At 65.9% G+C, this 25,284-nt stretch carries 26 protein-coding genes; 19 read left to right on the top strand and 7 right to left on the bottom strand.

Features of this window, described 5'->3' with window-relative positions:
* Positions 1-7 precede the first annotated feature (7 nt).
* On the top strand, positions 8-1,024 hold the full coding sequence (gene hrcA / locus GM672_RS12115) for a heat-inducible transcriptional repressor HrcA (protein WP_155470784.1): 1,017 nt from the start codon (positions 8-10) through the stop codon (positions 1,022-1,024).
* Positions 1,025-1,102: 78 nt separating this feature from the next.
* Here hrcA and fur read toward each other — a convergent pair whose 3' ends face one another.
* Positions 1,103-1,531, bottom strand: a complete 429-nt coding sequence (fur, locus tag GM672_RS12110) for a ferric iron uptake transcriptional regulator (RefSeq protein WP_155470783.1) — start codon at positions 1,529-1,531, stop codon at positions 1,103-1,105.
* A gap of 163 nt (positions 1,532-1,694) precedes the next feature.
* On the opposite strand from fur, the gene GM672_RS12105 reads away from it, so the two are divergent.
* The 7 genes from GM672_RS12105 to GM672_RS12075 are packed head-to-tail and all read left to right on the top strand — an operon-like array spanning position 1,695 to position 5,980.
* Positions 1,695-2,276 (top strand): outer membrane protein assembly factor BamE, encoded by a 582-nt coding sequence (locus tag GM672_RS12105; RefSeq protein ID WP_229417698.1) that lies wholly within the window; start codon positions 1,695-1,697, stop codon positions 2,274-2,276.
* Positions 2,277-2,287: 11 nt separating this feature from the next.
* Positions 2,288-3,097 carry a 4-hydroxy-tetrahydrodipicolinate reductase gene (dapB, locus tag GM672_RS12100; RefSeq protein ID WP_155470781.1) on the top strand — a complete coding sequence of 270 codons (810 nt, stop codon included), beginning with the start codon at positions 2,288-2,290 and terminating at the stop codon, positions 3,095-3,097.
* Entirely contained in the window at positions 3,097-3,753 is a 657-nt protein-coding gene (locus GM672_RS12095) for a MotA/TolQ/ExbB proton channel family protein (protein ID WP_155470780.1), read from the top strand. Before dapB ends, GM672_RS12095 begins: the two co-directional genes overlap by 1 nt.
* Before the next feature lie 12 nt (positions 3,754-3,765).
* On the top strand, positions 3,766-4,188 hold the full coding sequence (locus tag GM672_RS12090; protein WP_155470779.1) for an ExbD/TolR family protein: 423 nt from the start codon (positions 3,766-3,768) through the stop codon (positions 4,186-4,188).
* Complete coding sequence (locus GM672_RS12085) at positions 4,188-4,514, top strand: barstar family protein (RefSeq protein WP_155470778.1); 327 nt, start codon at positions 4,188-4,190, stop codon at positions 4,512-4,514. The genes GM672_RS12090 and GM672_RS12085 overlap by 1 nt, the downstream gene beginning before the upstream one ends.
* A 7-nt stretch (positions 4,515-4,521) precedes the next feature.
* On the top strand, positions 4,522-5,451 hold the full coding sequence (locus tag GM672_RS30160; RefSeq protein WP_155470777.1) for an AraC family transcriptional regulator N-terminal domain-containing protein: 930 nt from the start codon (positions 4,522-4,524) through the stop codon (positions 5,449-5,451).
* The gene (locus GM672_RS12075; RefSeq protein ID WP_155470776.1) at positions 5,432-5,980 is read left to right on the top strand and encodes a YbhB/YbcL family Raf kinase inhibitor-like protein; all 549 of its coding nucleotides are present in this window, start codon (positions 5,432-5,434) and stop codon (positions 5,978-5,980) included. The genes GM672_RS30160 and GM672_RS12075 overlap by 20 nt, the downstream gene beginning before the upstream one ends.
* 20 nt (positions 5,981-6,000) lie before the next feature.
* Here GM672_RS12075 and GM672_RS28330 read toward each other — a convergent pair whose 3' ends face one another.
* The 6 genes from GM672_RS28330 to GM672_RS12050 form a co-directional block, all read right to left on the bottom strand.
* The gene (locus GM672_RS28330) at positions 6,001-6,315 is read right to left on the bottom strand and encodes a hypothetical protein (RefSeq protein ID WP_170300034.1); all 315 of its coding nucleotides are present in this window, start codon (positions 6,313-6,315) and stop codon (positions 6,001-6,003) included.
* 7 nt (positions 6,316-6,322) lie between these two features.
* Entirely contained in the window at positions 6,323-7,213 is an 891-nt protein-coding gene (locus GM672_RS12070) for a hypothetical protein (RefSeq protein ID WP_155470775.1), read from the bottom strand.
* 137 nt (positions 7,214-7,350) lie between these two features.
* Positions 7,351-8,139 (bottom strand): type I methionyl aminopeptidase, encoded by a 789-nt coding sequence (map, locus tag GM672_RS12065; protein ID WP_155470774.1) that lies wholly within the window; start codon positions 8,137-8,139, stop codon positions 7,351-7,353.
* Positions 8,132-8,365: a ParD-like family protein gene (locus GM672_RS12060; RefSeq protein WP_155470773.1), complete on the bottom strand. Its 234-nt coding sequence runs from the start codon at positions 8,363-8,365 to the stop codon at positions 8,132-8,134. Before GM672_RS12060 ends, map begins: the two co-directional genes overlap by 8 nt.
* A gap of 59 nt (positions 8,366-8,424) precedes the next feature.
* Positions 8,425-8,790, bottom strand: coding sequence for a VOC family protein (locus GM672_RS12055; protein ID WP_155470772.1), 366 nt, complete (start codon positions 8,788-8,790; stop codon positions 8,425-8,427).
* A gap of 71 nt (positions 8,791-8,861) precedes the next feature.
* The gene (locus tag GM672_RS12050) at positions 8,862-9,590 is read right to left on the bottom strand and encodes a helix-turn-helix transcriptional regulator (protein WP_155470771.1); all 729 of its coding nucleotides are present in this window, start codon (positions 9,588-9,590) and stop codon (positions 8,862-8,864) included.
* Positions 9,591-9,664: 74 nt separating this feature from the next.
* Here GM672_RS12050 and leuS point away from each other — a divergent pair, with 74 nt between their 5' ends.
* From leuS to GM672_RS11995, 11 genes are all read left to right on the top strand, one after another.
* On the top strand, positions 9,665-12,307 hold the full coding sequence (gene leuS / locus GM672_RS12045) for a leucine--tRNA ligase (protein WP_155470770.1): 2,643 nt from the start codon (positions 9,665-9,667) through the stop codon (positions 12,305-12,307).
* Between the two features lie 2 nt (positions 12,308-12,309).
* Entirely contained in the window at positions 12,310-12,957 is a 648-nt protein-coding gene (locus tag GM672_RS12040) for an LPS-assembly lipoprotein LptE (protein ID WP_155470769.1), read from the top strand.
* A 5-nt stretch (positions 12,958-12,962) separates the two neighbouring features.
* On the top strand, positions 12,963-13,979 hold the full coding sequence (gene holA, locus GM672_RS12035) for a DNA polymerase III subunit delta (RefSeq protein WP_155470768.1): 1,017 nt from the start codon (positions 12,963-12,965) through the stop codon (positions 13,977-13,979).
* Positions 13,980-13,981: 2 nt separating this feature from the next.
* Positions 13,982-15,283, top strand: a complete 1,302-nt coding sequence (locus tag GM672_RS12030; protein WP_229417693.1) for a glutamate-5-semialdehyde dehydrogenase — start codon at positions 13,982-13,984, stop codon at positions 15,281-15,283.
* A gap of 17 nt (positions 15,284-15,300) precedes the next feature.
* Entirely contained in the window at positions 15,301-15,729 is a 429-nt protein-coding gene (locus tag GM672_RS12025; protein WP_155470767.1) for a CopD family protein, read from the top strand.
* A gap of 13 nt (positions 15,730-15,742) precedes the next feature.
* Positions 15,743-16,342 (top strand): 2-hydroxychromene-2-carboxylate isomerase, encoded by a 600-nt coding sequence (locus GM672_RS12020; protein WP_155470766.1) that lies wholly within the window; start codon positions 15,743-15,745, stop codon positions 16,340-16,342.
* A 103-nt stretch (positions 16,343-16,445) separates the two neighbouring features.
* On the top strand, positions 16,446-17,654 hold the full coding sequence (locus GM672_RS12015) for a THUMP domain-containing class I SAM-dependent RNA methyltransferase (RefSeq protein WP_371867061.1): 1,209 nt from the start codon (positions 16,446-16,448) through the stop codon (positions 17,652-17,654).
* 154 nt (positions 17,655-17,808) lie between these two features.
* Positions 17,809-19,023 (top strand): multidrug effflux MFS transporter, encoded by a 1,215-nt coding sequence (locus GM672_RS12010; protein WP_229417692.1) that lies wholly within the window; start codon positions 17,809-17,811, stop codon positions 19,021-19,023.
* A 288-nt stretch (positions 19,024-19,311) separates the two neighbouring features.
* The gene (locus GM672_RS12005) at positions 19,312-21,450 is read left to right on the top strand and encodes an HDOD domain-containing protein (protein WP_229417691.1); all 2,139 of its coding nucleotides are present in this window, start codon (positions 19,312-19,314) and stop codon (positions 21,448-21,450) included.
* Positions 21,451-21,464: 14 nt separating this feature from the next.
* Entirely contained in the window at positions 21,465-23,693 is a 2,229-nt protein-coding gene (locus tag GM672_RS12000; RefSeq protein ID WP_155470764.1) for a putative bifunctional diguanylate cyclase/phosphodiesterase, read from the top strand.
* Positions 23,690-25,282: a tetratricopeptide repeat protein gene (locus GM672_RS11995; RefSeq protein ID WP_155470763.1), complete on the top strand. Its 1,593-nt coding sequence runs from the start codon at positions 23,690-23,692 to the stop codon at positions 25,280-25,282. Before GM672_RS12000 ends, GM672_RS11995 begins: the two co-directional genes overlap by 4 nt.
* Positions 25,283-25,284: the final 2 nt, after the last annotated feature.

Raw genomic sequence — 25,284 nt, 5'->3', positions numbered from 1 at the left:
TTGAACTATGCAACTCGAACCCCGTGCCCAAACCCTGCTCAAAGCCCTGGTGGAGCGCTATATTGCCGATGGTCAACCCGTCGGCTCGCGCGCGCTGTCCAAGATTTCCGGCCTTGACCTGTCTCCGGCGACGATCCGCAACATCATGGCCGACCTCGAAGAGCTGGGCTATGTGTCCAGCCCCCACACGTCGGCCGGTCGTGTCCCCACGCCCCGTGGCTACCGCATCTTTGTCGATACCCTGCTGACGGTCCAGACCCTGGACGAGAACGCCGTCGGCTCGACCCTGCGCACGCAGGCCCAGGCGCCGCAGAAGCTGATCGCGAATGCGGCCCAGATGCTGTCGTCGCTGTCGCAGTTCGCCGGCGTCGTGCTGAGCCCCCGCCACGAATCCGTGTTCCAGCAGATCGAGTTCCTGCGCCTGGGTGAAAAGCGCATCCTGCTCGTCATCGTCGCCCCCGGTGGCGACGTGCAGAACCGCCTGCTGTTGACCGACGTCGACTACACGCCCTCGCAACTGCAGCAGTCGGCCAACTTCATCAACCAGCACTACAGCGGCCTGCACTTCGACGACGTGCGCAACCGCATGCAGGGCGAAGTGCGCCAGCTGCGCGACGATATGGGCAGGCTGATGCAGGCCGCTGTCGAAGCTGGCAGCGCCGCCATGGCCGAAAGCGTGGACGACATGGTCATCGCCGGCGAGCGCAACCTGCTGTCCGTCAGCGACCTGTCGTCGAACATGAGTTCGCTGCGCCAGATGTTCGACATGTTCGAGCAGAAGACGGGGCTGATGCAGTTGCTGGACGTGTCGTCGAAGGCTTCGGGCGTGCAGATCTTTATCGGCGGCGAGTCGAACCTGGTGCCGATGGACGAAATGAGCGTCGTCACCGCGCCCTATGAAGCAAACGGGCGCATCGTCGGCACCTTGGGCGTCATCGGCCCCACGCGCATGGCCTACGAGCGCGTCATCCCCATCGTCGACATCACGTCGCGGCTGCTGTCGAACGCGCTGAGCCACAACTAAAGAAAAGGGGACAGACCCCATTTTTCAAGAAATAGTTTCCTGAAAAATGGGGTCTGTCCCCATTTTTGAAGCAAGATTCTAGTGGCGGTGCGGGCAGGCCGTCTTGGTGCAGTTGCCGTAGATGGCCAGTGCGTGCTCGGCGATCTTGAAGCCGCGCTCCTGGGCGATGCGGTGCTGGCGCTGCTCGATTTCCTCGTCGACGAATTCCTCCACGCGGCCGCAGTCCAGGCACACCAGGTGATCGTGGTGGGAGCCTTCGTTCAGCTCGAAGATGGCCTTGCCGCTTTCGAAGTGGTTGCGGTTCAACAGGCCGGCCTGCTCGAACTGCGTCAGAACGCGATAGACGGTTGCCAAGCCGACATCCATATTTTCAGAAAGCAGGATCTTGTAGACATCTTCCGCCGTCAGGTGGCGCACCGAGCTGTTCTGGAAAATATCCAGAATTTTCAGGCGCGGCAGGGTCGCCTTCAGGCCGCTGGCCTTCAGGTCTGTAGGGCTGTTACTCATGTTTGGTAGTCGATTTAGGCTGGAGTGCTTTATGATATAGCGTTTTGGCACTTCTGCTCAAATTGAATTGAGGTCATCTATGCGCTGCACCCCGGCTGTATCACACTCCACGCTGCACTCCACCCTGCACGGTTTGAAACGCCGCGTCCCCCTGTGGGCCGCGATGGCGGGCGTGGCGCTCGTGCTGGGCGGATGCGCCGGCCGTACCGTGCTGGGCGCGAAGGAAGGTGCCCGCGCTGAGCGCGAACCGGACGTGACGGTGGAAGCCAAGCATGGCGCGCAGACCACGACGACGACGAAGCTGAACAAGTTCATGTGGTTCTTCTCGCCTTACCGTCCGGATATCCAGCAGGGTAACTTCGTGTCGAAGGAAATGCTGGCGCAACTGAAGGAAGGCATGACGCGCGACCAGGTCCGCTTCGTGCTCGGCACGCCGCTGCTGAACGATATCTTCCATGCCGACCGCTGGGATTATCCATTCCGCCTGGCCCGCGGCAACGGCGAGCTGACCACCAGCACCGTCGTCGTCTACTTCGACAAGGAAGGCAAGGTCTCGCGCTTCGAAGGCGGCGAGCTGCCCACGGAACAGGAATACATCGCGCGCATCGCCGGCCCGGTCAAGAAGTTCAAGAAGGATGCCAAGCGCGACAGCGAGAACCAGCCGGCCGCCGCGCGCGCGCCGCTGCCGGGCGGCCAGGATTCGGGCAATCGGGCGCCCGTCGAAATCAACGTCAAGCAGAACTGAGCGGAGGCCCCATGAACACGATTAAAATCGCCGTGGCCGGCGCCGATGGCCGCATGGGCCGCATGCTGGTGGAAGCGGTCGGCGAATCCGGCGACCTGGCATTGTCCGGCGCGCTGGGCCTGGCCGGCAGCGCCGGCATCGGCCAGGACGCTGCGGCCTTCCTGGGCAAGCCGCTTGGGGTCGTCGTCACGGCCGACCTGGCCGAAGGATTGGCCGGCGCCGATGTGCTGATCGACTTCACCCGGCCCGAAGGCACGCTCAAGCACCTGGAGTACTGCGCCGCCCACGGCGTCAAGCTCGTCATCGGCACCACCGGTTTCGACGATGCCGGCAAGGCCGCCATCGCGGCCGCCGCCGAGAAGACCGCCATCGTCTTCGCGCCGAACATGAGCGTGGGCGTGAACGTCACCTTGAAGCTGCTGGAGCTGGCCGCGAAAAGCCTGGCCACCGGCTACGATATCGAGATCATCGAAGCGCACCACCGCCACAAGGTCGATGCACCTTCCGGCACCGCGCTGAAGATGGGTGAAGTGATCGCCGACGCGCTGGGCCGCGACCTGAAGGAATGCGCCGTGTATGGCCGCGAAGGCGTCACGGGCGAGCGCGATCCGTCCACCATCGGCTTTGCCACCGTGCGCGGCGGCGACATCATCGGCGACCACACGGTGCTGTTCGCCGGCACGGGCGAGCGCATCGAGATCAGTCACAAGTCCAGCAGCCGCGCCGGTTACGCGCAAGGTTCGCTGCGCGCCGCGCGCTTCCTGGCCGACAAACAGACGGGCCTGTTCGACATGTTCGACGTGCTGTCGCTGAACGGCTGATGGAGCACTTCAGCTTCGCCACGTACTGGGAGCGCGGCGACGCGATCAGCCATGCCGTGGCCTGGCTGCTGCTGGCGATGTCGCTGACGAGCTGGTTCTTCATCCTGTCGAAGGGCTGGATGGCGTGGCGCGTGCGGCGCAGCGCCCACGTGGTGCGCCGCTTCTGGGATGCGCCCACCTTGCAGGACGGCGTGGCCGCCGTCATGGCAGGCGACCCCGAAGGCATTTACCTGGCGCTGGCCGAACAGGGAATGGCGCCAGCCCCCGCTGCCGGCGCTTCCTCGCTGGGCGGCACGGTGGGCCGCGCCGAACAGATGACGCGCCTGCTGCGCGACGGCATCCACCGCTCCACCGTGCGCCTCGAAAGCGGCCTGACCCTGCTGGCATCGATCGCCTCCACCGCACCCTTCGTCGGCCTGCTCGGCACCGTCTGGGGCATCTACCACGCGCTGGCCGCCGTGTCTTCCACGGGCCCCGTGCAGATCGACCGCATCGCCGGCCCGGTCGGCGAGGCGCTGATCATGACGGGCGTGGGCCTGGCGGTGGCCATTCCCGCCGTGCTGGCCTATAACGGCTTCAATCGCGTGAACCGCCTGACCCTGTCCGAGCTCGATGCGTTCGCGCACGACCTGCACGCCTACCTGACCAGGAATTAAAGGAGGACCGCGATGGCATTCGGCGCGTTCAACCACCACCGGCAGAAGGAATCGATGGCCGACATCAATGTCACGCCGATGGTGGACGTGATGCTGGTGCTGCTGGTGATCTTCATCCTGTCGGCACCGATGTTTACCAATGCCGTCAGCCTGGACCTGCCCAAGGCCAAGGCAGCTGCCGCGGCGCAGCCGGCCGGCACCATCACGGTGGCCATCGACGCCGCCGGCACCGTCTACTGGAACAACGAAGCGTTGAAGGCGGGCGAGCTGGCACAACGCCTGGCCGGTGCCGCCGTGCGCACGCCCCAACCCGAACTGCAATTGCGCGCCGACCGCGCCACCCGCTATGAAGCGGTGGCCCAGCTGATGGCTGCGGCGCAGGCGCAGGGCCTGACGAAACTGGTTTTCGTCACCGATCCGAAGGAACAGAAATAATGGCCAGTGTCACCCTGGACGGCGCGGCGATCCGCGATGAAGCAGGCTTCCACGCCGCCAGCCGCGCGGCCTTCGGCCTGCCCGACTACTACGGCGATTCGATGGATTCCTGGGTCGATGCGCTGTCCTACCTGCGCGATGACGAAGGCATGACGAAGTTCCGCCTGAAGCCCAACGAGCTGCTGCAGATCGTCATCGACAACACCAGCGCCCTGCGCGCTGCGGCGCCCGACCTGCTGGCCGAAATCGAATACTGCGTCGGCGGCATCAACGAGCGCTACGAGGACTACGGCGAGAAGCCGGCGCTGCAGCTGGTGCTGCGCTAGGACCGCCATGGGCGAGGGCCATATGCCGCCGCTGCCGGCGTGGCTGGCGACAGGATTGGCCCACCGCCCCGAACTGCTGATCACGGCGCGGCAGACCTACAGCCTGCGCGCCGTCGACTTCGACCAGCCCGCGCTGATCGTCCCCCTGCAAGGCGAGAAGGTCTTCACTGCCGGGCAGGCGACGACGCATGTCGGCCCGGGCAGCTACCTGATGGTGCACCGTGCCTGCCGCGGCACCGTCGAGAATATCGCGGGCCAGGACTGCTACCGGGCCTGGTGCATCGTCTTTCCCTGGCGCGTCGTGGAGCTGGCGCGCCGCCTGCTCGAAGCCCATGCCTTGCCGCCGGCCCCTGCCGCCAGCCACGGCGGCGCGGCGCTGGCGCCGCTGCATGAAGCGCTGCGGTATTTGCTCGAATTGCTGAACCGCCCGGGCACCGATGCGGCCCTGGTCGACCATGCGCTGGTGGGCGTGCTGCTGGCACTGCACCGAAGCGGCGACAGCCAGTTCCGCCTGGCGCAGGACCTGTCGGTGGCAGCCCGCATCCGCTTGCAGGTGGGCACGGAGCCCGGCGCGACTGGTGCTCCGCCGATTTCGAGGACAGCCTGCACATCAGCGGCGCCACCTTGCGGCGCCGGCTGGCCGAGGAACACACGTCCCTGCGCGAAGTGCTGCGCGACGCCCGGCTGTATCACGCCATGGCCCTGCTGCAGACGACGCGCCGTCCCGTCAAGGCCATCGCGCTGGCCTGCGGCTACCGCTCGGTGCCCAGCTTCACGCGCCAGTTCACATTGCGTTTCGGCGTCGGGCCGGGCGCCGTCGGCAACGCCTGATCCTGAGCGTTTCGCGCCGCCGATTGAGCGCATTGCGCAGGCGTGCCACGGCATCATGCTCCCATCGTTTCGACAGGGAGAACAGCATGAACAAGGGAGTCAATAAGGCATTCTGCACGGCCGCGCTGCTGGCGCTGACGGCCGGCGCCCAGGCGCTCGAACTGCGCAGCACGGAGCTGGCCGATGGCGACACCTTGCCGGCGCGGCAGGTGTACCGGGGCTTCGGCTGCGCGGGCGACAACGTGTCGCCGCAACTGGCGTGGCGCGATGCGCCGGCGGGCACGAAAAGCTTCGTCGTCACCGCCTACGATCCGGACGCGCCCACCGGCAGCGGCTGGTGGCACTGGGTGGTCTACGACCTGCCCGCCACCGTCACCGCGCTGCCGGGCGGCGCCGGCAAGCAGGGCAGCCTGCCGGCAGGCGCCCGGCACGGCCGTAACGACTACGGCACCCACGACTTCGGCGGCGCCTGCCCGCCCGCGGGCGACAAGGCGCACCGCTACATCTTCACCGTGCATGCATTGAAAGTGGAGAAGCTCGACGTCCCGGCCGACGCATCGCCCGCGCTGATCGGCTTCATGACCCACGCCAACAGCCTTGGCAGCGCCGCGTTGACGGTCCGTTACGGCCGCTAGCTCGTTCGCCTGGCGCGCCCTCAGCGCGACCTGGGTTGCTGCGGTTGGACCAGTGGATCGTGCGTGGGCTTTTCGGGCTTACCAGGCGGACACATGCCGCCCTGACACGGTCCACCTTTATATTTCGGTTTCTTGCGGTGAAACTCGCAATTTTCCTCTTTTACACAGGCAGCCGTTGCGTCCGGCTTCTCTGTCGCCTTCTCCTGGCGATCGGCTTGAACGTTCGCCTGACGTTTCCCCTCTGCCTGCCTGGGCTCGGGCGCGTCCTGTGCGCTGCCAGGCGTCAACACACTGAGTATTACCAGGGCCAATATGCTGGCAGCGAAATTGTTCATGATGACCTCACGTAGCACAATTAAATACGTACCTGCCGGGGTTCCGGAACCGGCGCAGCACGGCGCGAACCGTAGCTCGGTCCGGCTTGACCGCAGTGCGGCAGGACTGCTCGATACCGACGGCGCCGCGCTCCTGCCGGGTTTGCCAGAATACTGTCAATTCCAGCGTGCCAGTCTTCTCCATGTGCCGAATGACCTGCCCCCAGTTAAGCTGCTGGGGGCTGCTGGCAAACAGCACTTCGCGGTACTGGTGCGTTTCCGCCGCAACTGCGAAAGTTTGCGCCGTCGTCAGGGGATCGGAGGAAAGCCACGAGTTCTGTTTTCCCGGCACATGGCGAACGAAATACAGCCAGGGCAGTTTCACCGTATCGTGGCCGACACGTATGTGCAGCATTGCCCCATGGACCCAGGCTGGCTGCGCCACGTTGAACCGCGACGTGGCGCTGATATCCAGCGGCACCGTTACCGCCACTCCTGCGACTGCCTGCACCCTCGGATCGCCCGGCGGTTCCATGCTGCGGATATCGAATAGTTCAAAGGACTCCATGCGTAGTTCCGCCGCGGCGCGCCGTTCCAGCGAGCCGACGATCGCCGGCAGTGTGAACCAGACGAGCGCGAATATGGCACAGCCGCCCGCTGCCCGGAAAATCCAGCCGGGGGACTTGCCCTCGATTTCCAGCATGCCTGCCATCGACGCCATCAACACAGCCAAGGCAAATGCCATCAGCGCCTTCAGGTAAATCTGGGAATTGGCTGACAGGACAGGATCGGTCCAGCATAGCCAGAGCAGCAGGGTAACGATGACGAGGGACAGGACGAGGCGCACGATGCGCTCGGCATGATCGAGGACCCTGCCGAAGTCGCGCGTGCGGTGGTGGTGCTGGTATCGGGGTGCCATGGGGCCTCGCGGCAAATGCAGCCGGACGCGGCAGAGAAAATCCGACGAGACTATTCTTCTGCCATCGGCATCTCAGCTTAGCACCGCATGGAACGAAAGAAAACCTGGACAGTTCCAGGTTCCCTGCGCCTGGCGGCTCAGGCTTTCTCGCCCGGCGCCAAGGTCAGCACATCGAAGCCCGTCTCGGTGACGGTGACCATATGCTCCCACTGGGCCGACAGCGAACGGTCGGCCGTGACGACGGTCCAGCCGTCCGGCAGGGCGCGGGTCTGGTGCTTGCCGGCGTTGATCATCGGTTCGATCGTGAAGACCATGCCGGGGCGCAGTTCCAGGCCCATGCCGGGGCGGCCGTAGTGCAGCACCTGCGGGTCTTCGTGGTAGACCATGCCGATGCCGTGGCCGCAGTAGTCGCGCACGACGGAGTAGCCGGCCTTTTCGGCCAGCACCTGGATGGCGTGGCCGACGTCGCCCAGCGTGGCGCCCGGCTTGACGGCGCGGATGCCTGCCCACATGGCGTCGTACGTCACCTCGCACAGCTTGCGCGCGGCCTTGCCGACATTGCCGACGTAGTACATGCGGCTGGTGTCGCCGAACCAGCCGTCCTTGATGACGGCCACGTCGATGTTGATGATGTCGCCGTCCTTCAGCGTTTTCTTCGGCGACGGGATGCCGTGGCAGACCACTTCGTTGACGGAGGTGCAGACGGTTTTCGTGAAACCGGCATAGCCGACGTTGGCGGGAATCACCTGCAGCACCTTGACGATGTAGTCGTTGCACAGCTGGTCCAGGTATTCCGTCGTCACGCCCGGCTGCACGTGCGGGCCGATCATCGTCAGCACGTCCGCCGCCAGCTGGCCGGCCACGCGCGACATTTCAACCTGCTCGGGCGACTTGATCAGGATGGCATCGCTACTCTTCTTACGCATCGTGCAGGGCCTCCCGGCTCAGGGGACTGAGGCGCAGCGGCCCGCCGCCCGTGTCGCCACGCAGCAGCAACTGGCACAGTTCGCTGTAGTTCAGGTCGGGATTGGTTTCGGCCAGCAGGCCGATGCGCAGCCAGTGTTCGGCCTGCGCATTGATCGAGCGGCTCAGGGCGCCGCTGGCGATACGCAGGTTTTCATGCATCTGGTCGGAAATCTTGACGATACCCATGATGGTGCCTTATACGGTTTATATACGAACCGTATATTAGCACGGGGACGCCGTTCCTGTCAGCGCATCGCCGCCGGATCGAAATGGGGATTCTGGATCAGCCCCAGCACATTGCCGAACGGGTCGGCCAGCTGCACCATGCGAATATCGCCGCCGACATCCTCGATTGCAGTGTGAGTGCTCGCTCCGAGTGCCGTGATGCGCTCGGCTTCGGCAACGATATCGTCCACCCCCCAATACACCTGGACGCCCGTCGTACCCGGCACGCCGTCGGGCAGCAGGCCCAGCTCGAAGCCGCCGACAGCGAAGCCGACATAGAAGGGCTCGTCGAAATAGGGCGCGACGCCGAACACCTGAATGTACCAGGCCTTGGCGGCGGCCAGATCGGCGACCGGATAAATCGCGCTGCGCAAACCGTTGATCATGACGCTCTCCAGAAAGGGTAATGGCGCCATCGTGCCACGCCGGGGCCGCCCCGTATTGGAAAAATGGAAGGTCAGCGCCAGGCATCCGGCGTCGTGCCGGCGAAATCGTGGAAGTCGCGGATCAGGTGCGACTGGTCGAAGTAGCCGCACCGGGCCGACACGGTCGCCACGTCGGCCGGCCCGACCAGTAGTGCGCTGGCCTGGCGGAAGCGGCAGATGCGGGCGAACAGTTTCGGCGCGATGCCCACCTGCTGGCGAAAGCGCAGGGAGAAATGCTGGCGCGACACGCCCAGTGCGGCGGCCAGCTGCTCGATGCGCACGGTGCCGTGCGACGCCTCGATGGCCGCCACGGCGTGCGCACCCAGCGATGGCACGACGGGACCGGCGCCGGCCAGCCGGGCCAGCAACGCCGCTTCGACCAGGCGTAGCTGCGCCGCGGTCGTCATGCCGGGTTGCCACAGCGCGTCGTTCAGGCGGTCGACATTGCCCCGGCCCCACAGCTCGGGCAAGCCGGCGCGGGTGTCCGCCAGCGGATGCAATGGCACGCCCAGGAACAGGGAAGCGGCCGCCGGCTTGAAGCGCACCGCCACCGTGCGCACGGGCCGGACCGTCGGCACCCAGATCGGCGCGCTCATCATGCCGACCGCAAATGGCTCGGCGCCGCTGTCCTGCCACAGGATGTCGACGCAATTGTCGGGCAGCACGCGGTGCCGTGACGGTCCGGCGGCCGCCTGCGATGCCCACAGGCAGGCCACGTACGGGCGCAGCGCGGGGTGGGGCGAAAATTCCTGATAGGCCATCAGCGGGGCGGCGTGCTGCCGCCGGCAGCTAACCAGTATAATGTTCGGTTCATATTCACTATTGTGCATCCATCATGCAAGACAAATACAGTCCCGCCGACGTCGAAAAAGCTGCCCAATCCCACTGGAAGGCCATCGACGCCTATAAAGCCGTCGAAAACGACCCGCGTTTCCCCAAGGGAAAGTATTACGCCTGCTCGATGCTGCCTTACCCATCGGGCAAGCTGCACATGGGTCACGTGCGCAACTATACGATCAATGATGTGATGTACCGCTACCTGCGGATGAACGGCTATAACGTGCTGATGCCGATGGGCTGGGATGCCTTCGGCATGCCGGCGGAGAACGCGGCGATGGCCAACAACGTGCCGCCGGCGCAGTGGACGTATTCGAATATCGCGCACATGCGCGCGCAGATGGAAATGATGGGCCTGGCGATCGACTGGTCGCGCGAAATGACTGCCTGCAAGCCCGAATACTACAAGTGGAACCAGTGGATGTTCCTGAAGATGCTGGAAAAAGGCATCATCTACAAGAAGACGGGCACCGTGAACTGGGACCCGGTCGACCAGACCGTGCTGGCCAACGAGCAGGTCGTCGACGGCCGTGGCTGGCGCTCCGGCGCGCTGATCGAGAAGCGCGAAATCCCCATGTACTACGCCCGCATCACGGACTACGCCGAGGAGCTGCTCGACTTCGTCGACAACAAGCTGCCTGGCTGGCCCGAACGCGTACGCATCATGCAGTCGAACTGGATCGGCAAATCGACCGGCGTGCGCTTCGCCTTCCCGCACCAGATCAAGGACGAGAACGAGCAGCCGATCGGCGAAGGCAAGATGTATGTCTTCACGACGCGCCCGGACACGATCATGGGCGTGACCTTTTGCGCCGTGGCGGCCGAGCATCCGCTGGCCACGCATGCGGCCAGGAACAATCCTGAACTGCAGGCCTTTATCGCCGAGTGCAAGATGGGTTCCGTCATCGAGGCCGACATGGCCACGATGGAAAAGAAGGGCATGCCAACGGGCCTGTTCGTCACCCATCCGCTGACGAACGAGCAGATCGAAGTCTGGGTCGGCAACTACGTCCTGATCACGTACGGCGACGGCGCCGTGATGGGCGTGCCGGCGCACGACGAGCGCGATTTCGCATTCGCGAAAAAATACGACCTGCCGATCAAGCAGGTGATCTCGGCCGAAGGCAAGGAGTACTCGCTGGACGCCTGGCAGGAATGGTATGGCGACAAGGACGTTTCCGTCGTCATCAACTCCGGCAAGTACGACGGCCTGCGCTACAAGGAAGCCGTCGATGCCGTCGCGGCCGACCTGGCGACCCTGGGCCTGGGCGAGAAGAAGGTGACGTTCCGCCTGCGCGACTGGGGCATCTCGCGCCAGCGCTACTGGGGCACGCCGATCCCGATGATCAACTGCGCCGACTGCGGCGCCGTACCGGTGCCTGAAAAAGACCTGCCGGTCGTGCTGCCGGAAGACTGCGTCCCGGACGGCACGGGCAACCCGCTGAACAAGCACGAGTCCTTCCTGGCCTGCGACTGCCCCACCTGCGGCAAGCCGGCCCGTCGCGAGACGGACACGATGGACACCTTCGTCGATTCGTCCTGGTACTACATGCGCTATACGTCGCCGAACTCGAACGACGCCATGGTCGACAGCCGCAACGACTACTGGATGCCGATGGACCAGTACATCGGCGGCATCGAGCACGCCGTGCTGCACCTGCTGTACGCGCGCTTCTGGACCAAGGTCATGCGCGACTTCGGCCTGGTGAAATTCGACGAACCGTTCGTGAACCTGCTGACGCAAGGCATGGTGCTCAACGAGACCTACTACCGCGAGGAAGTCAGCGGCAAGAAGACCTGGTTCAACCCGGCCGACGTGGAACTGACGACGGACGACAAGGGTCGCCCCGTGTCGGCGCTGCTGAAGGCCGACGGCCAGCCGGTGCTGATCGGCGGCACGGAAAAGATGTCGAAGTCGAAGAACAACGGCATCGACCCGCAGGCCCAGATCGAGCAGTTCGGCGCCGATACGGCCCGCCTGTTCACGATGTTCGCCTCGCCCCCGGAGCAGACCCTGGAATGGTCCGGCAGCGGCGTCGAAGGCGCCAACCGCTTCCTGCGCCGCGTGTGGGCCTACGGCTACGCGCAGAAGGACCGCATTGCCGCCGCTGGCGCCGCAGTAACGTCGAACGCCACGACGGACGCCGGTAAATCCCTGCGCCGCGAGCTGCACAAGGTGCTGCAGCAGGCCGACTACGACCTGAAGCGCATCCAGTACAACACCGTGGTGTCGGCCTGCATGAAGATGCTCAACACGCTGGAGTCGGCCAAGCTGGACGACAGTGCTGAATCGAGCGCCGTCATCGCCGAAGGCTTCTCGATCTTCCTGCGCTTGTTGAATCCCGTGGCGCCGCACATCACGCATGCGCTGTGGTCGGAACTGGGCTACGCCGCCGCGCACAAGGACATCCTCGATACGGCCTGGCCGCAGGTCGATCCGGCCGCGCTGGAGCAGTCCGAGATCGAGATGATGATCCAGGTGAACGGCAAGCTGCGCGGCTCGGTGAAGGTCGCCAAGGGCCTGGACAAGGCTGCCATCGAAGCGGCCGCGCTGGCCGAAGAGAGCGTGCAGAAGTTCATCGAGGGCACGCCGAAGAAGATCATCGTCGTGCCGGGCAAGTTGGTCAACATCGTGGTATGAGCATGACCCATTCAATGACCCTGACCAGGATGGCCCGCAATGCCGTGCTGCTGGCCGCGCTGGCCGGCAGCGTGACTGCCTGCGGCTTCCACCTGCGCGGCTCGGGCGGCAGCTACACGCTGCCGTTCAAATCGATGTATGTCGGCCTGCCGGAGTCGTCGCCGCTGGCGATCGACCTGAAACGCAATATCCGCGTCAACGGCAATACCGTTATCGTGGGCGATCCGAAGGCCGCCGATGGCATCATCGACGTCATCACGGACCCGGAAAAGACGCGCACGAAAACCATCCTGTCGCTGAACAGCGCGGGCCGCGTGGGCGAGTACCTGCTGAGCTATAACATCGTCTTCCGCGTGCGCGACAACAGCGGCGCCGAGCTGCTGGGCCCCACGCAGATCACCCTGACCCGCCCCATCACCTTCAACGAGACGCAGTTGCTGGCGAAGGAACAGGAAGAGGCGCTGCTGTACCGCGACATGCAGACGGACCTGGTGCAGCAGATGATGCGCCGGATGGCCGCGATCAAGATCGGTGCTCCCGCACCTGCCAGTGCCACGCCCGGTCCGGGCAGCGCGCTGCTGATGCCGGGCACGTCCGAGCCGACGCCCGCGGCGACCGTGCCACCGGCGTCCGTTCCAGCCAAGCAGTAAGCATCATGCAACTGCGGGCTGAAGCGCTGGACGGCCACCTGGCCAAACCCTTGTCGCCGCTGTATGTCATCACCAGCGACGAGCACCTGCTCGCGCTGGAGGCGGCCGACAAGATCCGGCGCACGGCCCGCGCGCAAGGCTATTCCGAGCGCGATGTGCTGAGCGTGGAACGCAGCTTCAAGTGGGGCGAGCTGCTGGCGGCGAACCAGGCCATGTCCCTGTTCGGCGACAAGAAGCTGATCGAACTGCGCATCCCCACCGGTAAGCCAGGCAAGGACGGCGGCGCCGCGCTGCAGGCCTATGTAAAGGACCTGAGCCCGGACAACCTCACCCTGATCACCCTGCCGAAGCTGGACTGGCAGACCGCCAAGGCGGCCTGGGTGACGGCGCTGCAGCAGGCTGCGGTGTATATCGAGATTCCCACCGTCGAGCGCGCGGCGCTGCCGAACTGGATTTCGATGCGCCTGGCGCAGCAGAACCAGAGCGTGGACCGGCAGAGCCTGGACTTCATCGCCGACCGGGTCGAAGGCAACCTGCTGGCCGCGCACCAGGAAATCCAGAAACTGGGCCTGCTGCACGAGCCGGGCAAGCTGACCTTCGAACAGGTGCACGATGCCGTGCTGAACGTGGCGCGCTATGATGTCTTCAAGCTGTCCGAGGCGATGCTGACGGGCGATCCGGCCCGGCTGGTGCGCATGCTCGAAGGCCTGAAGGGCGAGGGCGAGGCGCTGCCGCTGGTGCTGTGGGCCGTGTCCGAGGAGATCCGCACCCTGCTGAAACTGAAGGCAGGCATGGCGCAGGGCCGCCCGCTGGGCGCGCTGCTGAAGGAATACCGTATCTGGGGGCCGCGCGAGCGCATGATGGAACCGGCCCTGCGCCGGCTGTCGCTGGCCACGCTGGAAGGGGCGCTGCAACAGGCGGCCCAGGTCGACAAGATGGTCAAGGGGTTGCGCGGCAAGGCGTTCGCCGGCGACCAGTGGGACGCCATGCTGCAGCTGGCGTTGAAGGTAGCACGGGGATGACGATGAACTCTCGCACTGAACAAAATATCGAAGCCGGTATTGAACACTATATGCAGGACCTGGGCCGCCGCGCCCGCGCCGCCTCGCGCGCCATGGCGCGTGCCGACTCGGCCACCCGCAACCGCGCGCTGGCGCTGATCGCCGACGCCATCGAACGGGAAGCCCCAGCCCTGCGCGCGGCCAACCAGCTCGACCTGGACGCTGCCCGCGCCAACGGCCTGGCGCCGGCCATGCTGGACCGGCTGGCCCTGTCGGACAAGGCCATTACGACGATGATCGAAGGCCTGCGCCAGATCGTCGCGCTGCCCGATCCCGTCGGCGAAATCTCGAACCTGAAAGTGCGTCCGAGCGGCATCCAGGTGGGCCAGATGCGCGTGCCGCTGGGCGTCATCGGCATCATCTACGAAGCGCGTCCGAACGTCACGGTGGACGCGGCGGGCCTGTGCATCAAGAGCGGCAACGCCACCATCCTGCGCGGCGGCTCGGAAGCGATCCACTGCAACCGCGCGCTGGCGAAGATCGTCAAGGCCGGGCTGGAAGGCGCCGGGCTGCCGGCCGACGGCGTGCAGGTGGTCGACACCACCGACCGCGCCGCCGTGGGGGCCCTGATCACGATGCCGCAGTATGTCGACGTCATCGTGCCGCGCGGCGGCAAGGGCCTGATCGCGCGCCTGATGGAAGAGGCGACGGTACCGATGATCAAGCACCTGGACGGCATCTGCCACGTCTACATCGACGCCAAGGCGGACCTGCAGAAGGCGCTGGACATCGGCTTCAACGCCAAGTGCCACCGCTACGGCACCTGCAACACGATGGAGACCCTGCTGGTCGAGCGGGGCATCGCCCCCACCGTGCTGCCTCAGCTGGCCGGGCGCTACCTGACCGAATCGGTCGAGCTGCGCGCCGACCCGGAAGCCCATGCGATCCTGGCCGCCGCCGGCTACCCGCACCTAGCCCACGCCACGGAGGAAGACTGGGCCACCGAATACCTGGCGCCGGTCCTGGCCGTGAAGATCGTCGACGGCATCGATGCGGCGATGGATCACATCAATACCTGGTCGTCCAAGCACACGGAAGCCATCGTCACGGAAGACTACAGCGCCGCCATGCGCTTCCTGCGCGAAGTCGATTCGGCCTCCGTGATGGTGAACGCGTCGACGCGCTTTGCCGACGGCTTCGAATACGGCCTGGGCGCGGAAATCGGCATCTCGAACGACAAGCTGCACGCGCGCGGCCCGGTCGGGCTGGAAGGCCTGACGTCGCTGAAGTACGTCGTGTTCGGCCACGGCGAAATCCGTCAATAGACTTCCCAAGGAACCCCATGCTCTGGATCAAAGCGCTGCACATCGTCTTCGTCACCTCGTGGTTCGCCGGCCTGTTCTACCTGCCGCGCATCTTCGTCAACCTGGCGCAGGAAGGCGCGGGGCCGACGACGGAGCGCCTGCTGCTGATGGCGCGCAAGCTGTACCGCTTCATGACCCTGCTGGCCGTGCCGGCCGTCGTGTTCGGGCTGATCCTCGCCTACCTGCAATACAGCGGGCCGGAAGGCATGAAGCTGCCGGGCTGGCTGCACGCGAAGATGCTGTTCGTCGTGCTGGCCATCGGCTATCACCACGCCTGCGGTTCGCTGCTGAAGAAATTCGAGCGTGGCGTCAACAGCCGCGGTCACGTGTTCTACCGCTGGTTCAACGAAGTGCCGGTGCTGATCCTGCTGGCCGCCGTCATCCTGGTGGTGGTCAAGCCGTTCTGAACGGAGGTGTCGGATGAAAAGCTGCCAGTACTACTTCGCGCCTCAGTCGCCATGGGCCTACCTGGGCCATGAGCGCTTCGTGGCGCTGTGCCGCGGGCACGGCGTGCAGGTCGACCTGCGCCCGCTCGACCTGGGCAAGGTATTCGGCGTCTCGGGCGGGCTGCCGCTGGCCAAGCGGGCGCCCCAGCGCCAGGCCTACCGGCTGGCCGAATTGGCGCGCTGGTCGGAACACCTCGGCATCGCGCTGAACGTGCAGCCGAAGTTCTTCCCCGTCTCGCCGGACCTGGCGGCCAAGGCCATCATCGCCGCGCGCCTGGGCCACGGCGGCGATATCGCGCTGGACCTGGCCCACGCCATCATGCGCGGCCTGTGGGCCGAGGAAAAGAACATCGGCGACGAGGCCACCTTGGCCGCCATCGCCGCCGGCTGCGGCCTCGATGGCCAGCAGCTGCAAAAAGCGTCGCAGACGGCCAGCGTGCAGGCCGAATACGACCGCAACACGGAAGAGGGCACGGCCGCAAGCGTGTTCGGCTCGCCGTGGTACATCTACGAAGGCGAAAGCTTCTGGGGCCAGGACCGCCTGGACTTCCTCGAACGCGCCATCGCCCGCTAGTTGCTTCAAAAATGGGGACAGACCCCATTTTTTCGGCAATAGTTTCTTCAAAAATGGGGTCTGTCCCCATTTTTATGTTCACCAACGGATAAAGGGTACCCCCATGACTTCCTATTTTTGCCCATGCCCGCGCGGCATGGAAGTGGCGCTGGCCGAAGAGCTGGCCGAAATCGCGCAGGACACCGCCAGCCCGACCTTGAAGGTGCACAACCAGGTGCCGGGCGGCGTGCACTGCTCGGGCGACCTGTATGACGCCTACCGCATCAACCTGCATTCGCGCATCGCCTCGCGCGTGCTGATGCGCATGGGCGTGTGCCATTACCAGAACGAGAACGACATCTACGACCTGGTGCTGGCGCAGCCGTGGGAAGAGTGGTTCGGCATCGACCACACCATCCGCGTCGACGTCACGGCCATCAAGTCGCCGCTGAAAAGCATCGAGTTCACGACGCTCAAGATCAAGGACGCCGTGTGCGACCGCTTCCGCGACATGTACGGCAAGCGCCCGTCCGTCGACACGCGCGAGCCGGACATGCGCATCGCCGGCTTCCTCGACCAGCGCCAGTTCATCATCTACCTCGATACCTCCGGCGAAGCACTGTTCAAGCGCGGCTGGCGTACCGAGACGGGCGACGCGCCGCTGCGCGAGAACCTGGCCGCGGGCCTGCTGCGCGTGTCGGGCTGGAAGCCGGGCATGCCCCTGTTCGACCCGATGTGCGGCTCCGGCACCATCCTGTGCGAAGCGGCGCAGATGGTTCAGGGCGTGCCGCCCGGCGCGCGCCGCACGTTCGCCTTCGAGAAGTTCCATGACTTCGATCCGGCCCCGTGGCAGGCCATGAAGGCGGCCATCAAGGTGCGGCCGCTGCCCACGGAACCCACCATTTTCGGCTCCGACATCTCGGGCGACATGGTGGCAATGACGCGCCATAACCTGAAGAATGCCGGTATCCTGTTCGAAGTACCGCTCAAGCAGATCGAAGCGCAGCAGGTGCAGGCGCCGACCGAACAGGCGGGCATCCTGCTGACCAATCCACCGTACGGCGAACGGATCGGCGTGCGCGGCGACAGCACCCTGCCCGAGGACGACCTGGCGAAATCGTTCTACGCCGATTTCAGCAAGACGCTCAAGCAGCGCTTTGCCGGCTGGACGGCCTACCTGTTCACGGCCGACCTGGGCCTGCCCAAGCTGCTGCGCCTGAAGGAATCGCGCAAGACGCCGTTCTTCAATGGCGCGCTGGAATGCCGCCTGTTCCGCTTCGATATGGTGGCCGGCTTCAACCGCCGCGACGAAGCGCTGCCCAAGGGGGACTGACCCGTCCCGGCATGGCGGTAAGCCGCCATGCCGTCGGGTTGTTCATCGATGACCCGACGAACCGCAAGCACGACCCAGACCAATGCTCCCAGATACTCCCGCCGACATTCCGCCAGACCCCGTTCCCCCCGTACCCCCGCGCACCAGGCCGCATATGCGTCCCCTGGGCCGCAACGGCCTGGCCATCGTGCTGGCGGCACTGTCGATGCTGGGCCCCTTCTGCATCGACGCCTACCTGCCCGCCTTCCCGAATATCGAAGCGTCGCTGGGCGCCACCGGCCTGGAAGTGCAGCAAAGCCTGACGGCCTACATGCTGGCCTTTGCCGCGATGGTGCTGTGGCATGGCGCCTTGTCCGATGCCTTCGGGCGCCGCAACGTCATCCTCGTGTCGCTGGTGCTGTTCGCAATCGGCACTGTCGGCTGCGCCGCGGCGCACAGCGTCCACTACCTGTGGTTCTTCCGCGTGCTGCAGGGAGTATCGGCCGGTGCCGGCGTGGTGGTGGGGCGCGCCATCATCCGCGACCTGTATCACGGCGCCGAGGCGGCGCGGCTGCTGTCGCTGGTGACGATGATCTTTTCCATCGCGCCCGCCGTGGCGCCCATCATGGGCGGCTTCATCGTCAAGTACACGGACTGGCGCGCCATCTTCCTGACCCTGTTCGCCTTTGCCGTGGTGCTGTTCATCGTCTGCTGGCGGCGCCTGCCCGAGACGCTGCCGCTGCACAAGCGCCAGCCCTTCAACCCCCGCTTCCTCGTCGACAGCTACCGGCAGATCCTCAGCTCGCCCCTGTTCCACCTGAAGTCGGGCGTCGTCGCGCTGAACTTCGCGGGCCTGTTCGTCTACATCACGGCCGCGCCGGTGATGCTGCCCACGCAGCTGCACCTGGGGCCGGACCAGTTCGGCTGGCTGTTCATTCCATCCGTGGCCGGCATCTTCACGGGCGCGCTGGCGGCCAACCGCATCGCCGGCAAGATCACGTTCTCGCGCCAGATCGGCATCGGCTTCTGCTTCCTGCTGGCCGCCGCCGGCTGCAATGTGCTGTATCACCTGTTCATGCCGCCCTCGGTGCCGTGGAGCGTGATCCCGATGTTCTTCTACACCTTCGGCATGTCCGTCGTGGCGCCTGCCGCCACCTTGATGGCGCTGGACCTGTTCCCCCACATCCGCGGCACGGTCGCTTCCTGCCAGTCCTTTGCGACGACCCTGATGGGCGCCATCGTGGCGGGCGTCATCGCGCCGGCACTGGCAGGTTCCGTGTTGTGGCTGGCGACGGGCCAGCTGGTGTTTACAGCCACGGCACTGGCCATGTGGCTGGTGGCACGGGGCTACCGGCAGCGCCTGGAGCTGGAGACGGCGAAACAACAATAAGGCCCCGCGACGATAAAAATTTCGTCATGAATTTTGCCTTCCCGCTAAGGACAGGTATATTTATGCTACCATGAATCTTTAGTTGCTTAATGTAAATATTTTGGCAACGAATGTTTTCGGTTTTGCAACGACGCTGGCACGATGCAGGCAACGACGCAGGCAACGACGCAGGCAACAAGCTCAGTAAACCTGGTAACAACCTTGTAATAACGACAGGTGGCACGTCGCAACAGGCTGTGCCGCCTTTTTCATGATCGATGTCCACCGGCGCCAGTGTCCCGATATCCGATGCCTCAACCAGACCACGATATCCGCAACCGCCTGCTGATCGCCAGGCTGCCGGCCATGCCGCAGATCCTGATCAAGCTGATCGAGCTGCTGCAGGCGGACGATGCCGGCATGCCCGAGCTGGCCGCGCTGATCGCCAAGGATGCCGGCATGACAGGCAAGATCCTGGCCGTGGCCAACAGCTCGGCCTACCAGCGCCAGGGCCGCGGCGCGGGGCTGGAGCAGGCGCTCGTGTCGCTGGGCACCGACATGATCAAGACGCTCGTCATCGGCGAATCCGTGTTCCAGACTTTCAGCAGCTTCCCCCATTCGGGCGGCAGCGACCTGCGCGGGTTCTGGAAGCATGCGCTGGGCGCGGCCGTCGTCGCGCGCGACGTCGCCCGCCTGATGGACTACCCGCAGATCGAGGAAGCCTACCTGGCCGGCCTGCTGCACAATGTCGGCCGCCTGGCCCTGCTGGCCACGGCGCCGCGCGAGTACGCCACCAACTTCATGGCGCGCGACGACGAGGCCCTGTGCGCCATCGAGCAGCGTACGTTGCAGATCACCCATACCGAAGCAGGGGCCTGGCTGGTCGAGCGGTGGAACCTCGATTCCTTCCTGGCCGACAGTGTGCTGTATCACCACGAACCGGCCGCGCGGCTGGAATCGGCCCACCCGCTGATCCGCATCGTGCGCCTGGCGCACCTGGTGATCCACCATGCCGACCGCCCCGAACTGGTGAACGAGGCCGCCGCGCTGTGCGGCATCGCGCCCTCCGCGCTGGAAACGGTGATGCACACGGCCGCGCGCCAGGTGCAGAAGGCGGCCGACTACCTGGGCATCGACCTGGCCGGCGCCGACGATATCGTGGCGCCACCGGCCGTGATGCCGCCAGGCGATCCGGTGCAGCAGCGCCTGCAGGAAGAAATGCGCAACATGATGCTGGTATCGGAAGTGGGCCAGACCATCGCGCGCCAGCAGGACGAAACGGCGATGCTAGAAGCGATCACGCGCTCGGCCCGCATCCTGTTCGACTTCGCCACCGCCGTGGTGCTGCTGGAAGACCCGGCCGGGCAGGCGCTGGCGGGCGTGCCGGCCGGCGAACACCAGCAACGGCTGGCGGGCTTCGCCATCCCCCTGAACAAGGGCGGCATCGTCGCCGGCGCGGCGGTGGAGCGCCACGTGGCGCTGGCCACGCGGGGCGGCCAGCCGCTGGCCATCCCGGATGAACAGCTGTTCCGCATCCTCGACACCGAGGCGCTGGTCTGCGTGCCGCTGGTGGCGGGGCCGCGCTGCCTGGGTGTGCTGGTGGGCGGCGCGGGCGGTTGGCAGCTGCCGTCGATGGGCAAGCGCGAACGCTTCCTGCAGGCCTTCGGCAACCAGGCCGGCAACGCGCTGGCGACGGCGCTGGCCCGGCGCGGCCAGGCCCAGCGCCAGGTCGCCCACATCGCCGACGAATACCGCGAGGCCTCGCGCCGCGTGGTGCATGAAGTGAACAACCCCCTGTCGATCATCCGCAACTACCTGTCCGTGCTGGACGCCAAGCTGGCGCGGCGCGAACCGGTGGTGTCGGAGATGTCGATCCTGAACGAGGAGATCGACCGCGTCGGCCAGCTGATCGGCGGCCTGGCCGACCTGCGTCCGCTCGACCCGGCCGCCGTCACCAATATCGCGCGCACGGTGGACGAAGTGCTGCGCCTGTTCCGCGCCACCGACTTCATTCCTGCGTCGGTGCAGGTGCTGGTGCGCATGCTGGACGAACCGAACGAAGCGGCGGGCGACAGCGACCTGCTCAAGCAGATCCTCGTCAACCTGATCAAGAACTCGATCGAAGCCATGCCGGACGGGGGCCGCATCGAGATCGCCAACCGCGGCCACGTCAACCGCGAGCGCCGCCTGTTCGTGGAACTGGCGGTCAGCGATTCCGGCCGGGGCCTGCCGCCCGAAGTCATGGCCAATCTGTTCGGCGCCGTGCAGAGCCGCAAGGAAGGCCAGCACCATGGCCTGGGGCTGTCGATCGTCCACGGCCTGGTACGGCAGCTCGACGGCCAGATCACCTGCCGTAGCGGCAAGGGCGGTACCAGCTTTGAAATTCTGCTGCCTGCACGCGGCAGCAACGGCGAGCTCACCGGCGCGGCACCGCGCCTGACGGATTGAAGTGTAAGGGTACGATGAACGAGAATATTCCAGCCGGTCCGGCCGTGGCGCCGGACTTCTTCCCGCGCCTCCTGCTGGTGGACGACGAACCGCGCCTGCTGTCGTCGCTGTATGAACTGCTGCGCGATCGCAGCTACCACCTCGTCACGGCCACCTGCGGCAGCGAAGCGCTGGCGCAGCTGAACCGCATGCAGTTCGACCTGGTGCTGCTCGACCTGCGCCTGCCGGACATGAGCGGCCACGAGATCATGGACTACATCAATGCGCGCGGCATCGAGTGCGACGTGATCGTCATGAGCGGCGACGTCGGCATCGAGGCGGCCATCGGCGCATTGAAGCGGGGCGCATACGACTACCTGCGCAAGCCCTACAGCCGCGAAGAGCTGCTGAAAACCGTGGAGAACGCGCTGCAGAAGCGCCGCCTGGCGGTAGACAACCAGTGCATCGCCCAGCGCCTGGAAAACTCCGAGAAGATGTACCGCACCCTGGTCGACAGCTCGCCCGACATCATCTACACCTTGAACCATGAAGGCCATTTCACCTTCATCAACGACCGCGCCTACCAGCTGCTGGGCTACTCGCGCGAGGAACTGATCGGCAAGCACTATTCGATCGTCGTGCACGATGAAGACCTGGAACGGGCCAAGTACGTCTTCAGCGAACGCCGCCTGGACGACCGCGCCGCGCGCAGCGTGGAACTGCGGCTGAAGTGCAATGGCAACAACGGCGGCAGCAACGGCGCCGAGCGCACCTTCAGCAATACGCTGATGGCCATTTCGCTGGGTGCGCTGGGCATGCACGTGAAGGACGGCAGCGAGGGCCCTGACGCGCGCAAGCACGGCGTGCCGGGCATCTACGGCGTGGCGCGCGACATCACGGACCGCAAGCGCGCCGAGGAGCAGATCTCCTACCAGGCCTACCACGATATCCTGACCGACCTGCCCAACCGCATGCTGTTCAAGGACCGCCTCGGCCTGGCCGTGATCCAGGCCAAGCGCAAGCAGACCGAGTTGGCCGTGATGTTCGTCGACCTGGACCGCTTCAAGCTGGTCAACGACACCTTGGGCCACGTCAAGGGCGACGAGCTGCTGCAGCAGGCAGCGCTGCGCCTGAAGGACTGCCTGCGCAAGGGCGACACGCTGGCGCGCCAGGGCGGCGACGAATTCACTATCGTGCTGCCGGAGCTGCGCGACCGCGCCGATGCCCAGGGCGTGGCAGAGAAGTTCCTCGAATGCCTGCAACGGCCCTTCGACCTGGACGGCCATATCGTCCATATTTCCGCCTCGATCGGCATTGCCGTCTACCCGAACGATGGCGAGAGCATCGACGAGCTGCTGCGCCATGCCGACATCGCCATGTATCAGGTCAAGGCGCTGGGCAAGAACGGCCACAGCTTCTACCACGACTCGATGCTGGACGTGTCGCACCAGAAGATCGCGCTGGAGCAGGCGCTGCGCCGCGCGCTGGAGAACGGCGAGCTGGAAATGTACTACCAGCCGCAGATCGACGTGGCGACGGGCCGCATCGTCGGCGCCGAAGGCCTGATGCGGTGGAACCATCCGCAGCGCGGCCTGCTGTCGGCCGGCGAGTTCCTGCCGTTCGCGGAAGAAAACGGCCTGATGCTGCCGATCTCGGACTGGATGCTGGGCGCGCTGTGCCGCGACCTGCTGCTGTGGAACCAGGCCGGCGGCGAGACCATCCGCCTGTCGCTGAACCTGTCGCCGCAGTACCTGGACCGGGGCGACTTCTTCGAGAAGATGCGCGGCGCGCTGACCCGCTACGGCATCGCGCCGGCCCAGATCGAAGTGGAGATCACGGAGAACATCTGCATCCGCAACCCCCAGTATGCGATCGAGCAGCTCAACAAGCTGTGCCAGCTGGGCGTGTCCGTCGCCATCGACGATTTTGGCACCGGCTATTCGTCGCTGGCCTACCTGCACCGCTTCCCCATCCACACCATCAAGATCGACCAGAGCTTCGTCAAGGAGATCCATGACGAGAACGGCCACTACCCGGTGATCCTGGCCATCATCTCGATCGCGCGCGGGCTGGGCCTGCACCTGGTGGCCGAAGGCGTCGAGACGGAAGTGCAGGCGCGCTACCTGCAGGCCAACGGCTGCACGACGATGCAAGGCTTCCTGTACTTCCGGCCGATGTCGCTGACATCGTTCATCCACGTGCTGCACGCGCAGGACCAGGCCTGGCCGCAGGCGCCCGTCTCGATGATCGCCGTGCAGGCATGAGCCAGGCGGCAGTACCGGCCGGCGCAACGCCGGCCGCGCAGTCGGCTGCGCAGTTGACCGAGGCTGCACGCATCCGCGCGCTGGCCGAGCAGGGTGTGCCGGCGGCCCAGCACACGCTGGGCTTCATGTACTTCAACGGCGAAGGTGTGCCGCAAAGCCATGAGCTGGCACTGGCCTGGTACCGTCAGGCCGCCAACGCGGGGCTGGAGCAGGCCCAGTACAACCTCGGTGTGATGTACCAGAAGGGCCAGGGCGTGGCCGCCGATTTCGTCGAGGCCGCCAGCTGGTACCGGCTGGCGGCCGAGCAGGGCTATGCCGCGGCCCAATACAACCTGGGCTGGCTGTACGCCAAGGGCCACGGCGTCGCGCAGGACACCGTGCGGGCGCGTCATTGGTTCGGCAAGGCGGCCGAGCAGGGCGATGCCGGCGCCCAGAACAACCTGGGCATGATGTACGACACGGGCAAGGGCGTGCCGCAGGATGCCGTGCTGGCGACGGCGTGGTACCGCAAGGCGGCCGAGCAGGGTTATGCGCGGGCCCAGTTCAATCTGGCGCTGCGCTGTGCCAGCGGCCAAGGCACGCCGGCCGATCCGGCCGAGGCGCTGGCCTGGTGCCGCAAGGCGGCCGAACAGGGCCACGCGCCGGCCCGGTTCAGCCTCGGCCTGCGCTACGACAAGGGAGACGGCGTGCCGCAGGATGGTGCCCAGGCCGTGCACTGGTACCGCCTGGCAGCTGAACAGGGCCATGTCAGCTCGCAGTTCAACCTCGCACTGATTTTCGACACGGGCCATGGCGTGCCGCGCGACGAGGGCGAGGCGCTGGCGTGGTACCTGCGCGCGGCGGCCCAGGGTCACGCGGCGGCGCAGAACAATGTGGGCCAGCGCTACGATCATGGGCAGGGCGTGGTGCAGGATCACGCCGAAGCGGCGCGCTGGTACCGCCAGGCCGCCGAGCAGGGCTTTCCGGCCGCCCAGTACCATCTGGGGCTGCTGCATGACAGCGGTGCGGGCGTGCCGCGCGACGAGGCCGAAGCCATCGGCTGGTACTGCAAGGCGGCGGGGCAAGGCCACCTGCGCGCCCAGTTCGACCTGGCGCTGCGTTTCGAGACGGGGCGGGGCGTGGCGCAGGACCTGCGCACGGCCCTGGGCTGGTACCAGCGCGCGGCCGAACAGGGTTACGCCGCCGCCCAATACAACCTGGCCCTGCTGCACGACCGCGACGACGGCCCCGCGCCCAGCGTGGAACAGGCCAACGAGTGGTACCGGCAGGCGGCGGGGCAGGGCCACACGCTGGCCCAATTCGCGCTCGCGCTGCGCTGCGACAACGGCCAGGGCATGCCGCGCGATTTTGGCCAAGCCTTCCACTGGTACCTGGCAGCGGCCCGGCAAGGCCATGCCCGCGCCCAGTTCAATGTGGGCCTGATGTATTACGCCGGGCAGGGCACCGGGGCCGACATGGCCCAGGCCTGCCACTGGCTCGCCCTGGCCGAACGGCAGGGCGAGGCGGGCGCCGCACGCTACCTGCGCGACGCCGCTGCCCGCCTGCAGGGGGCGCCGCTGGTGCCGCTGGGCGCGAACCTGCCCGCGTAACT

It is taken from the genome of Pseudoduganella buxea, assembly GCF_009720835.1.
Taxonomy (GTDB): Bacteria; Pseudomonadota; Gammaproteobacteria; order Burkholderiales; family Burkholderiaceae_D; genus Rugamonas; species Rugamonas buxea.
Note: the sequence above shows the minus strand (reverse complement) of the source record. Positions and strands in the feature narration are given on the sequence as shown.